The sequence below is a fragment of the Pseudomonas sp. UBA6276 genome, from assembly GCF_002438365.1.
Taxonomy (GTDB): Bacteria; Pseudomonadota; Gammaproteobacteria; order Pseudomonadales; family Pseudomonadaceae; genus Aquipseudomonas; species Aquipseudomonas coleopterorum.
This window is the reverse complement of the sequence record NZ_DJUS01000106.1, coordinates 31,958-43,928: the sequence shown is the minus strand read 5'-3', so window position 1 is coordinate 43,928 and position 11,971 is coordinate 31,958. Positions and strand designations below refer to the sequence as shown.

Annotated in this window: 11 protein-coding genes; 5 read left to right on the top strand and 6 right to left on the bottom strand. The window is 64.1% G+C overall.

Annotation, left to right across the window (positions count from 1 at the left end; genetic code table 11):
* On the bottom strand, nt 1-503 hold a 503-nt coding region (locus B2V21_RS12350; protein ID WP_286916980.1), incomplete at its 3' end, for a fumarate hydratase.
* Between the two features lie 330 nt (nt 504-833).
* Between B2V21_RS12350 and B2V21_RS12345 the strand changes: the two genes are divergently transcribed.
* Both B2V21_RS12345 and B2V21_RS12340 read left to right on the top strand, forming a co-directional pair.
* Nucleotides 834-1,940, top strand: coding sequence for a GGDEF domain-containing protein (locus tag B2V21_RS12345; protein WP_286916979.1), 1,107 nt, complete (start codon nt 834-836; stop codon nt 1,938-1,940).
* Nucleotides 1,933-2,862 carry an iron-sulfur-binding ferredoxin reductase gene (locus tag B2V21_RS12340; protein WP_286916978.1) on the top strand — a complete coding sequence of 310 codons (930 nt, stop codon included), beginning with the start codon at nt 1,933-1,935 and terminating at the stop codon, nt 2,860-2,862. The genes B2V21_RS12345 and B2V21_RS12340 overlap by 8 nt, the downstream gene beginning before the upstream one ends.
* A gap of 165 nt (nt 2,863-3,027) precedes the next feature.
* Here the strand turns inward: B2V21_RS12340 and pyk are convergent, their stop codons facing one another.
* Complete coding sequence (gene pyk, locus B2V21_RS12335; protein ID WP_286916977.1) at nt 3,028-4,482, bottom strand: pyruvate kinase; 1,455 nt, start codon at nt 4,480-4,482, stop codon at nt 3,028-3,030.
* A 190-nt stretch (nt 4,483-4,672) separates the two neighbouring features.
* Here pyk and B2V21_RS12330 point away from each other — a divergent pair, with 190 nt between their 5' ends.
* Nucleotides 4,673-5,047 carry a tetratricopeptide repeat protein gene (locus B2V21_RS12330; protein ID WP_286916976.1) on the top strand — a complete coding sequence of 125 codons (375 nt, stop codon included), beginning with the start codon at nt 4,673-4,675 and terminating at the stop codon, nt 5,045-5,047.
* A gap of 120 nt (nt 5,048-5,167) precedes the next feature.
* On the top strand, nt 5,168-5,530 hold the full coding sequence (locus B2V21_RS12325) for a PilZ domain-containing protein (RefSeq protein WP_122742343.1): 363 nt from the start codon (nt 5,168-5,170) through the stop codon (nt 5,528-5,530).
* 15 nt (nt 5,531-5,545) lie between these two features.
* Here B2V21_RS12325 and B2V21_RS12320 read toward each other — a convergent pair whose 3' ends face one another.
* From B2V21_RS12320 to B2V21_RS12310, 3 genes are read right to left on the bottom strand one after another with little or no spacing between them, the layout of a single operon-like run.
* Nucleotides 5,546-7,363, bottom strand: a complete 1,818-nt coding sequence (locus tag B2V21_RS12320; protein WP_286916975.1) for a DUF4350 domain-containing protein — start codon at nt 7,361-7,363, stop codon at nt 5,546-5,548.
* A 38-nt stretch (nt 7,364-7,401) separates the two neighbouring features.
* Nucleotides 7,402-8,109, bottom strand: coding sequence for a 4'-phosphopantetheinyl transferase family protein (locus tag B2V21_RS12315; RefSeq protein ID WP_286916974.1), 708 nt, complete (start codon nt 8,107-8,109; stop codon nt 7,402-7,404).
* A 41-nt stretch (nt 8,110-8,150) separates the two neighbouring features.
* Nucleotides 8,151-8,645: a SprT family zinc-dependent metalloprotease gene (locus B2V21_RS12310; RefSeq protein ID WP_049861547.1), complete on the bottom strand. Its 495-nt coding sequence runs from the start codon at nt 8,643-8,645 to the stop codon at nt 8,151-8,153.
* Nucleotides 8,646-8,809: 164 nt separating this feature from the next.
* Here B2V21_RS12310 and ttcA point away from each other — a divergent pair, with 164 nt between their 5' ends.
* Nucleotides 8,810-9,634 carry a tRNA 2-thiocytidine(32) synthetase TtcA gene (gene ttcA / locus B2V21_RS12305; RefSeq protein ID WP_049861546.1) on the top strand — a complete coding sequence of 275 codons (825 nt, stop codon included), beginning with the start codon at nt 8,810-8,812 and terminating at the stop codon, nt 9,632-9,634.
* Nucleotides 9,635-9,813: 179 nt separating this feature from the next.
* On the opposite strand, the gene B2V21_RS12300 is transcribed toward ttcA, so the two are convergent.
* On the bottom strand, nt 9,814-11,952 hold the full coding sequence (locus B2V21_RS12300; RefSeq protein WP_286916973.1) for a mechanosensitive ion channel domain-containing protein: 2,139 nt from the start codon (nt 11,950-11,952) through the stop codon (nt 9,814-9,816).
* Nucleotides 11,953-11,971: the final 19 nt, after the last annotated feature.

Below are 11,971 nucleotides of genomic sequence, written 5' to 3'. Positions count from 1 at the left end.
GAATCGGACGGGTTGAGCATGGCCATCTTCGACTTGTTCTCGGAGCCGCCACCCTTGGCTGCTACGTCCACTTCCACGGTGTTGCCGGGCACGATGGAGTAGTGGATCACCGCCGGGGTGTTGTCCTTGGTGTTCTTGCGAGCGCCGGCCGGGTCGGCCAGGATCGAGGCGCGCAGGACGTTTTCCGGCAGGTTGTAGGCGCGACGCACGCCCTCGTTGATCATATCGTCCAGGCCCATGGTGGCGCCGTCCCAGCGCACGTCCATGCCCACGCGCACGAACACGGTGACGATGCCGGTATCCTGGCAGATCGGCCGGTGGCCGGTGGCGCACATGCGCGAGTTGATCAGGATCTGGGCGATGGAGTCGCGCGCCGCCGGGGACTCTTCACGCAGGTAGGCCTGGTGCATGGCCTGGATGAAGTCCACGGGGTGGTAATAGGAAATGAATTGCAGGGCGTCGGCGACGCTCTGAATCAGGTCGTCTTGTTTGATCACGGTCATGGGGCGCGCTCCTCTTGGTGGGGAACATTCGTTAAGAAAGCGGGTCAGGTCTAGCCTGGCGCACGGCTTTCGAGGTGCGTCAACGTGTAGCAGGTTGGCGCGAAAAAGGCGCGGCAGTATAGCGCGGCTGAACCGAGCTGACACGCTGGATCGATGGAGTGGCGTGGGGTTGAGGCGGATACACCGTTGGTCCGATACCCGGTAGACTTCGTCGAGCCCTCCAAAATTGAATAGTTATTTGACCCCTTGGCCATTATTATGGCATCACACCTTTGCACTGTTACGGTGCAATCAGGGGATGGATTCCCGTTCAGCACAGCGAGTCTGCGAGTGACCGAGTCCGCCCTTCAACATCTACTGATCAAGCGTTTCTCGCTGGCTGCCTGCACCTATGCGTTGGTGCTGGTGCTCGTGTGGGTGGCCATCCTGACTCAGTATTGCAGCGTGTCGCTGGTGACAGCGGTGGGCAGTACTTGCCTGGTCGTCGTCAGCCAGGGCGTGCTGTACTGGGTCTTCCGCAGCGGCACCAATCTGCGCTTTCGCGACCCCAGCCTTACCGAGTTCCAGGTGCTGCTGGCCGTGGCCTGGCATACCTGGCTGATCGCCAATCTGGAAGTGGCTCGCGGCACCTTCATGGTGGTCTACGTGTTGATCCTGCTGTTCGGCGTGTTCCACCTGCCGCGCCTGGCGTTCGTGCGCTGTGCGCTGGTGGTGTTCGTCGCCTTCGTCGGGGTCAATCTGTGGGAAGCCTATCGCATGGCGCTGCCGGATCCGGGGCTGGCCACGCTGCAGATCTGCGCCATGCTGGTGGTGCTGCTGTGGTTATGCATGTACGCCAGCTACGTGCAGAGCTCGCGCCAGCGCATGCGCCAGCGTCGCTACGCCCTGCAGGCGCACCAGGACACCCTGCGCGGCATGATGCGCCAGCTCGAAGACCTGGTGGCCACCGATGAACTCACGGGCCTGTTCAATCGTCGGCATTTCCTGCGCCTGGCGTCGCGCGAGCTGGCCACGCTCAAGCCGGGTGTCGAGCATGGCTTGGCTTTGATCGACCTCGATCACTTCAAGCGCATCAACGACATCCACGGCCACGCAGCCGGTGATCAGGTGCTGCAGGCCTTTGCCGCCGTGACCCAGGACTGCCTGCGCGATACCGATGTACTGGCCCGCTATGGCGGCGAAGAATTCGTGCTGTTGATGCCGCAAGTCGATGCGGATCATCTGGTGCGCAGCTGCGAGCGGCTGCGTCGCGCGTTTGCCGACGCCGACCCGCAGGGCCTGGGCGCGGCCAATCTGAGTCTGTCGGTGGGCATGACCTTGCTGGCGCCGGGCGACGATCTGGATGACGCGCTGCAGCGTGCCGACCAGGCGCTGTATCGGGCCAAGCGCGAGGGTCGCAACCGCTGCGCGGCAGCTTGGGACATGGCCGATGCCTGAACTGGAAACAGGCCGGCAGCGCTGGACGGTCGCGGCCGGCAGCAACCTGCTCGATGCCCTCAACGAGGCCGGCCTGCAGGTGCCTTTCAGTTGTCGCGCAGGCAGTTGTCATGCGTGTCTGGTGCGCTGCCTGGCTGGTGAGCCCCACGACCGCAAACCTGACGCCCTGAGTGTCGGCAAGCGCGAGCAGGGCTGGCGCCTGGCCTGCCAGTGTCAAATCGTCGAGGACTTGCAGGTGGCGGTGTTCGATCCTCAAGGTGACGGTACGGCTGCACGAGTGATCGGCCATGACTGGCTGTCGGCCAACGTGCTGCGCCTGCGGCTGCAGGCGGAACGTGAACTGCGCTATCACGCCGGGCAGCACATGGTGCTCTGGACCGCCACGGCCGCAGGAGTGCGGGTCGCGCGGCCTTATTCCATCGCCAGCCTCGCCCAGGCCGACGAGTTTCTGGAGTTTCATCTGAGTTGTCGACGCACCGGCGCTTTCATCGATCAGGCCCGTCAGTTCAAGGTGGGCGATGTTGTGCAGGTAGGCGAAGTCCGCGGCGGCGCCTTGCATTACGATCCCGAATGGCAGTCCCGGCCACTGTGGCTGTTCGCCGCCGGTACCGGTCTGGCGCCCTTGTGGGGCGTGCTGCGCGAGGCGTTGCGGCAAGGGCATCAGGGACCGATCCGCGTGCTCCACATGGCCGATGAGCACTATCTGGATGAACCCTTGCGGGCGCTTGCCCAGCTTCATCCCAACCTGATGGTCGAGCAGTTCCCGGCCGGCGAGCCACCGCCCTTGCGGCTTTCCTCGCGTCAGACCATCGCGCTGGTGTGCGGTTCGCCGATCAGTGTGGAGGAGTTCTCCCGACGGCTGTTCCTGGCCGGGCTGCCCAGAAGCCAGCTGTACAGCGACGTGTTCGTCGGCCGCGGCTGAGGCGATGACCGCCCCCTCCAGGAGCGGTCATCGGCCGCGAAAAGAGCCCCAGGCTATACCTGACACACCGCAGCGCATCCTTCGCGGCCTCAGACCGCTCCTACAGAAATGCAAAAGGCCCCGAGGTTTCAACCCCGGGGCCTTTGGTCTTTCAGCGAGCAATCATCAATCGACCAGCGGATCACCCACGTGCAGGATCTTCATCCCGTTCGTGCCACCGGTCGTGGCGTAGCTGTCGCCCTTGGTCAGGATGACCCAGTCGCCTTGCTGCACGATGCCCATCTCCAGCAGCTTGTCGATGGCGGCCTTGCTCACTTCGCTCGGCGGCAGCACGGCCGGATCGAAGTCGACCGGGTAGACGCCGCGGAACATCGCCGCACGTGCCTGGGTGGCGCGCTGAGGCGAGAAGGCGAAGATCGGTACCGACGAGCGCAGGCGCGACATGATCAGCGAGGTGTACCCGGTTTCGGTCAGGGCGATGATCGCCTTCACGCCCGGGAAATGGTTCGCCGTGTACATGGCGGCCAGCGCGATGCTTTCGTCGCAGCGCTCGAACTGGGTGTACAGACGATGGCTGGACTTCTTGCTGGTCGGGTGCTTTTCCGCGCCGACGATGATGCGTGCCATGGCCTGCACGGCTTCGATCGGATAGGAACCGGCAGCACTTTCGGCCGAAAGCATCACGGCGTCGGTGTAGTCGAGCACGGCGTTGGCCACGTCGGACACTTCGGCGCGGGTCGGCATCGGGTTCTGGATCATCGACTCCATCATCTGGGTCGCCACGATCACCGCCTTGTTGTTGCGGCGGGCGTGCTGGATAATCTTCTTCTGGATACCGATCAGCTCGGCGTCGCCGATTTCAACACCCAGGTCGCCACGCGCCACCATGACGGCGTCGCTGGCGCGGATCAGGCCGTCGAGGGTCTCGTCGTCGGCAACGGCTTCGGCGCGTTCGATCTTGGCCACCAGCCAGGCGGTACCGCCCGACTCGTCACGCAGCTGGCGCGCGTATTCCATGTCCGACGCATCGCGCGGGAAGGACACGGCCAGGTAGTCCAGGTCCATTTCTGCGGCCAGCTTGATGTCGGCCTTGTCTTTCTCTGTCAGGGCCGGGGCGGTCAGGCCGCCACCGCGACGGTTGATGCCCTTGTGGTCGGACAGTGGACCGCCGATCAGCACCGAGCAATGCAGCGAGTCGGCGGTGGCGGTTTCCACGCGCATGACCACACGACCGTCGTCGAGCAACAGCTCGTCGCCGACACCGCAGTCCTTGACCAGGTCAGGGTAGTCGATACCCACGACGTCCTGGTTGCCCTCGGTGAGCGGATGGCTGGTGGAGAAGGTGAAGCGGTCGCCGACCTTCAGTTCGATGCGTTTGTTGGCGAACTTGGCGATGCGAATCTTCGGACCTTGCAGATCGCCCAGCAGGGCGACGTGACGCCCCAGCCGTGCAGCGATCTCGCGGATCAGACGGGCGCGAGCCTTGTGCTCATCCGGTGTACCGTGGGAAAAGTTCAGGCGAGCGACATCCAGGCCGGCCTTGATCAGTTGTTCGATCACTTCCGGCGAGTTGGAGGCGGGGCCCAGGGTGGCAACGATTTTGGTACGGCGAGCGGTCATGCACTGACTCCTTTATTGAAGCGCTGGCAAAGGCTACTCCTCAATTGCGCTGGCGTCATCGTTCCTCTGCACTCGATAGAGAGGATTTGGACAGAGACAGTTGGCGCGCGCCGGCATCGGACGCCCGGGTATTGAAGATTCCCGGCAACGGGTCGATAAAGCCTCATACCCCCTGCGGCAGGAGAGTCCCATGCGCGCGCTTGTATTGATTGCCCTGGCCATCGCCGTGTCAGGCTGCACCCGCTGGTCGATGGACCAGCACCTGAACAGCGCCTACCGCGCCTACGACGACGGCAACTGCGAGAAGGTCGTGCTGGAGCTGTCCCAGGTCGACCGCAAGAGCCGTTCGCGGCCGTACGTGCAACCGGAAGTCTCGATGCTGCGAGGCCAGTGCCTGGAGCGCCAGAAGCTCTACGTCGATGCGGCACAGACCTACCAGTACATCATCAATCGCTATCCCTCCAGCGAATACGCCTACCGCGCCCAGGCCCGTCTGCAAACCCTGGATCAGCTTGGCCACATGAGTCCCGGTGTGCCTGCACAGCCACGTCCAGCGGCATTCTGAGGTGAATTTCCTGTACTCTGAAACGATCTGGAAAACGCCTGGGACACCTGAACGGGTGTACCTGTGAAACGACAGAGGACGAACGCGACACTTATGCCGGATATCTACAGCAGACCCATCATGTACACCGAGCGTCGGATCGAACGGCACCAGTTGCCGTACTACCTGAAGGTCTACAACCGCTACACCGGCCGCGCCATGGGCTACATGGGCAACATTTCGGACGTCGGCCTGATGCTGATCAGCGAACTGCCGCTGTTGGTCGGTCCGGTGTTCGAACTGCAGGTGAAAATCCCCTCGGTCGAGGGCGAGCCCAAGCTGATCGACCTGTCGGCGCACTGCCTGTGGTGCAAGGAAGACGCGACCCCTGGGCACTACGATTCAGGCTTCGAATTGCAGGGCCCGGCGCCGACGGAGTTTCTCAAGCTGGTGGACGCATTGCGCCACTATTTCACGTTCCATCCTCAAGGTACTTCGTCCTGAGCAGGGACCCTGGGCTCAGACCCGCGGCTGGCGCAGGCTTCGATAGCGCAGCAGCGCTTCGGTGGCGATCTCTCCCGGCCATGCATCCACGACAGTAACACCTGCCGCGACCAGCCGATCGTGCAGCCCCTGACGCCAGAGCAGCCGCTGCATCACCCCGCAATAGAGCAGGGCATCGCGCCGAGTCTTGACCGGCTGCTGACGCAGGCGCTCGAGGGCTTCGTCGCGCAAGCTGGCCAGCAGCACCGGATGGCGCACCGCTACCTTGGCCAACGCAGAGACCCTGTCCGGCTCGTCAATCTCCTGGAAGCCGGTGACCATGACCACCAGCACAATGGCCTCGTCTTCGACAAGCAAGGCATCCAGGGTCGCGGTCGAGTCACCCGCCGTCGAGGAGGGTTGCAGATGCGCAAGCGCTTCGGCCATTCGCTGCAGCTGCTCGGCCCCGGATTGCGCCGCCAGGCTCACCGGCGTCACGCAGGATGACACCTGCAGGCCCACGGCATACCCGTCCGTCAGCGCTGCTTCGCCTACTTGCAGACACGCGTGCACGGCATGCCTCAGGTCGGTTTCGCGGTGGCCGGCCCAGGCGCCGCCGTCCAGCAGCATCATCACCACTGGGTCGGCCTCTCTTGCGGCCACACTCAAAGGGCGGTTGATCCGCGCGCCGACCGACATCGGTCCCAGGCTGTCCCGCAGGCTTTGCAGTTGCGCCACCGCGCGGGTGAATGCTCGACTCGACAGACGTCGGTGGCCGGCTGGCATCAACGCGGCGCCAACGCTGCGGGTCGAATGCTGCGACAGTTGCGCCAGCACCTGCCACTGGTCGGCAACGGCGAGCTTGTCGAAGCCGGGATGATGCAGACACGCGCGCTGCAGCACGTCTTGGCGCAGATGGCCGAGCAACGCCTGTGGACCCTGCTCGCGCAGACACTGACGTCCGTATCCACGTAGCCGGCGCAGCTGATGTCGGTCCAGCCCGTTCAAGCCCTGGTAGGGACGCCGCCGCGTCCTCATCCACCAGAGCCCCGACCCGGCGGCCAGCAACAGTACGACCAGCGCCCACGGCACGTATCGTCCAGGCTGATCGGCCGCCGGTTCGAACAGCCAGGTCACGTCACTGCCCTGATTCAGGTACCACAGCAGCCAGGCATTGTCGTAGCGCTGGATCTGCTCGCGCTTCCACAGTTGCGCATCGCTGACAAGAGTGATGAGGCCATCGCCGTAGGCCATCTGCATCAGATGGGTGGCGCCATTGCTGTTGGCCCATGCCTGAACCTTGCCGGTCGGGTCATCCAGATGGCGTTGCGTATCGAAGCTGAAATACGCCGGCGCTTCCTCGTCTTCCAGATAGAGCTTGGTCAGGCTCGGGTACTCATCGTCCGCAGCAGGGGGAAGCTGCGGCAGCTGCGCGCTCAACTGAACGCGGATCTGCAGACGATCGAGCAACGCATCGCCGCTGGTGGCGCTGGCTTCGTCCCACAGGGCGTCGGCCACCGTCAGCAGGCGTCCGCCGCGCTGTACCCAGTCCAACAGTCGGTCGACCTGCTGGGTGGACAGCGGCGTTTGCCGGTCCAGCAGCATCAGGCTGTTTCCCGCCGCAGGCAGGCTGTCCAAGGCGGCCCAGGCGGTTGTTGTGTGGTTGGCCAGCCTCTGAGCCTGCAGAAAGTCGCGGGCGCTTTGATAGGGCGTATTCCCTGACGGAGGCGAAGCGACGATGCGCGCGATGGATTGCCGGGCGCTCTGGCTATTTAGCGTCTGGTCCAGCAGGCGCGGGCTGTCGGGACCGGTAGCGCCGGTCAGGCCGACCCACAGGGCCAGCGTGACGAGCAAGGCCGCAGAACGCCGGATACGCTGCCCCTGGGCTGGCCTCAACGGACCGCTACCAGGCTCAACAGGTGTCCGTCGAACCAGGCAAACTGCCCGTCGATTTCGAATCCGTCGCCAAACTGTGGTGACAGGTCGGTCAACAGGCGCAGCCGCGCATGCCCTTCGGCCGACCACTGCAGCACTTCGGCATGCTCGAAATAGAAACGCTGCCCGACCAACGGGTACAACGCCTTGAACAGGCTTTCCTTGAGCGAGAAGGTCAGGGTGACTAGCGTATCCACCTGCGCCGGATCCATCCGCGTCATTTCCGCCGGGGTGAGGATTTCCGCGCACAGCCGTTCGGCGCGCGCCGCTGGCAGCAGGCTTTCGATATCCAGACCCAGCCCCAGGCAGTGGTCCCGATGGGCGACCACGGCCGCGGCCCGACCACTGCCGTGGGTGATCGACCCGACGATTTGCTCAGGCCAGACCGGGGCGCGGTCGGCGCCGATGGCCGGCACCTGCGCCTCGCCGGTCAACGCCTGTAGCGCGTCACGTGCGCAGACCCGTCCTGCCAGGTACTCGGCCTGACGCTTGGCCACCGAACGCTGAATCGACGCAGGCGGGGCAATGCCGCACTGCGCGAAGTCTTCGGCGGTCAGCGCGCGGTGATCGAAACGGCTGCTGAACAAACGCGCGCCGGGCACGGCCTCGGGCAGGGGCCAGTGTTGTCGCAGGTCGCTCAGGCAAGCGGGGAGGGCTGTATTCATGTGCGCATTCTGCCCAGCCTGGTCGTGCAAGGGAATGGCGATCATTGCACCCGCGTTTCACCGCTGAACACCAGGGTCTGGCGACAGCGCCGGCACAGGTAGCGGCGACCTCTGCCGACCAGGCCATGGCGTTGCGCCGAGAAGGCGAACTCGCTGTCGGGGCAGGGGCATTTGTACAGGTAGCGCATGACCTGGCGACGCTTCACGGCGTAGCTGTGGCAGCGGTGCGGGGTCAGTTCATAGACACCGCGCATGATCAGTTGCCATTCCTCGCCGTGAGGCGCGATGCGATCGCCGAACAGCTGGTGCGCCACCAGGTGCGCGACCTCGTGGGGCACGGTCTGCTTGAGGAAGTCTTCGGCATTCTCGCGGTAGAGCTGCGGATTGAAGCGCAGCAGGTTTTCGTGCAAGTGCGCCACACCGGCCTTCTGCCCGCGCAGCTGGGTGCTGACCACCGGGCGCCGGAAAGGGCGCTTGAAAAACAGCTCGGCCTGGCGAAAGCAGGCTTCGACGCGTTGATTGAGTTGCTCGGGCATTCTTCGACACACTCCAGGTGCAGCGATTATGCCGCAACCTCCGTGCAGTGCCGAGCCATCCGTCGGTGCCGTGCGGCCCTCACGCTTCGCAGACGGTACACGGCACGCATCAAAGTGCGTAAAATGCCCGGCCTTTGTCACCCACCTCGCGGGATCCTGTCGCCATGGGCACTCTTTCAGTCAACCAGAACAAACTGCAGAAACGCCTCCGTCGCCTGGCCGGTGAAGCCGTCGCCGACTACAACATGATCGAGAACGGCGACAAGGTCATGGTCTGCCTCTCGGGTGGCAAGGACAGCTACACCCTGCTCGATGTGCTGCTGCACCTGCAAAAGGTCGCACCCATCCAGTTCAGCATCGTGGCGGTGAACATGGACCAGAAGCAGCCGGGCTTCCCCGAGCATGTGCTGCCGGCCTACCTGGAACAGCTGGGCGTCGAATACCACATCGTCGAGAAAGACACCTATTCGGTGGTCAAGGAGCTGATCCCGGAAGGCAAGACCACCTGCTCGCTGTGCTCGCGCCTGCGCCGCGGCACGCTGTACACCTTCGCCGACCAGATCGGCGCGACCAAGATGGCTCTGGGGCACCATCGCGACGATATCGTCGAGACATTCTTCCTCAACATGTTCTTCAACGGCTCGCTCAAGGCCATGCCACCCAAGCTGCGCGCCGACGACGGGCGCAATGTGGTCATTCGGCCGTTGGCTTACTGCCATGAGAAAGACATCCAGGCGTACTCGGACTTCAAGGGCTTTCCGATAATCCCCTGCAACCTGTGCGGCTCCCAGGAGAACTTGCAGCGCCAGGTGGTCAAGGACATGCTGCTGGACTGGGAACGCAAGACGCCCGGCCGCACCGACAGTATCTTCCGCAGCCTGCAGAACGTGATGCCGTCGCAGCTGGCCGACCGCGACCTGTTCGATTTCCACAACCTGCGCATCGACGAGAACGCCCCGGTGCGGATCGCCAATGTGGTGAACCTGTAACACCGCAGCGCCCCTTTCGCGGGCAGAGGCCTCAGCCGCCCGCCCGGCTCCCACAGAAAACAATTCAGCCCGCAGCGATCACTGTGGGAGCGGGCTCTGCCCGCGAATGGGGCCTGAGCCACACCTCAATTCCTGTGACAAAAAAGTGGACGAACAAGCCGCCCGCAAAGGCTACCCCGCTATTTCTCGCCAACCGCCCCCGCCGTGACCACCTGCACGCTCAGGCGCGGTGTCGCCAGGTCCAGCCCGGCTTCATCCAACTGGCGCTTGAGTGCCAGGTTGAAGGCCCGCGACACTTCCCACTGCTTGATCGGCCCGGTCTTGAACCGCGCGCGCAGGATCGCCGTGCCCGACTCGAAGCTTTCCACCCCCTGAAACTCCAGCGGAGACCAGATATCGCGCCGATGCAACGGATCGCTGCGCATCTTCTGGCCCACTTCGCGCATCATCTTGATGGCGTCGTCGATCCCCATGCTGTAGGGCACCGCCACACGAAAGATGGCGTAGCCGAATTCCCGCGAGTAGTTCTTGATGCTCTTGATTTCGCTGAAGGGGATGGTGTGCACGATACCGTCGATGTCGCGCAGGCGAACCGTACGGATGGTCAGGCCCTCGACGGTGCCCAGATGGCCGCCCACATCCACGTAGTCATCGATGGCCAGCGAGTCCTCGATGATGATGAACAACCCGGTGATCAGGTCTGCCACCAACGACTGTGCACCGAAACCGATGGCCAGACCGATCACCCCCGCACCCGCCAGCAGCGGCGTCACGTTCATGCCCATGTTGGCCAGGGCGATGATCGCGGCAATGATGAAAATGGTCACGAACAGCACGTTGCGGATCAGCGGCATCATGGTCTGCGCGCGCGCGTTGGCCATGCCCTTGCGCGAGCGGGTAAGGGCATGATGGATGCCGGTGTCGGCCAGAATCCACACCAGCCAGGCGAAAATCAGAGTGCCCACCAGGCTGGCCAGGCGCACCGAGATTTCGTGACCATCGCCCTCGGTGAAACCGATCAGCGACATGCCCCACACACGCAGGCCCAGATCGATGAACAACACCCAGATCAGCAGGTGCATCAGGGTGTAGGCGAAGTGACTCAGGCGCTCTGAATACAAGGCATGGCGCCGAGGGCCCTTGGGCGGGCGCAGGGCATGGCGACGGATGAGGCCATTGATGACCATGCACAGGATCAGCAGCACCGCGCACATCAGCGACTGACGCAGCGCCGTGCTGGTGTCGCCGGCCGAGAAGAACGTGGCGAACAGCGAGATGCCCACCAGCACCAGGGCCGGCAGGTACCAGAAGCTGCCGAGAATCTCGATGGTGTCGCTCAACGCCCGACGCGTCAGCCGCCGCGACAAGGGCTGATTGCGGATCAGGTGGGCGATGGGCCGACGGAAGCGCAGGATGAACAGGCCGGTCGACAGGGCGGCCAGAACGTTGGCCAGGGTTGCCGCGCTGTGGGCCAAGTGCTGACCGAGCGCGGCGACCATGCGCGGGTCACTGAGCGCCTCGCCGAAGGCCGCGAAACTGCCGATCAGCCACAGCGGCCGAAAGGCCCGATGCCGCAGGATGTTCAAGGCACGGTGCCGATGCGGACCGTCCAGCAGGGAAAACGCGATCACGCAGATCGCGGAGAACAGCGTGCCCACCACCAGTGCATAGGCCATGACCATGGCCAGGCTCTTGCCCAGCGACGAAGGCAGCGCGTAGCCCACGTACACGGTAATGACCAGCGCCACCAGCCACGGCCCCAGCTTGCGCAAGGCAAAGCGCAGCAGGTCGAGGGTGCGTGGATGCTGCGGCAGTTCTTCCGACAGGCCGAAGCGCAGGCGCACGCGATGGCCGATCCAGATCAGACTGTAGGCGAGCAGGCTCCACACCAGCATGATCAACAAAAAAGCGCCGATGATCGGCGGCCATTCCGCCATGGGCAGGGCCAGCGCCAGCAATTCATCGTGGGCCAGGGCGACTTCCTCACCCCAGCGCCGGAACGGGCTGTTGTCCCCGGAAAACTGCTGGTCGACGTGGGCCAGGGCGCTGCCGATCATGCCCAGCACGCCTTGCTCGGCGGCCGGCTGGGCCTGCCGGGTACTGTCCCTCAGCTTTTTCAGGTCGCTCAACAGCTTGGTGCGTTGCTGGTCGTTTTCCAGGGTCTGGATCACCTGATCCAATGACTGGCCCAACGGCTGGGCGGGCTGTTCGGCCGGCTTCTCCGAGCTGCCCCCCAACAGGCCGGGCAGGCCGACTGCCTGAGCGGTAATGGGCAGCAAAAGCAGGACGGCAAGCGCCAGGCGCAGGAAAAGGACCATCAGTGGAGTCACCTGTAGA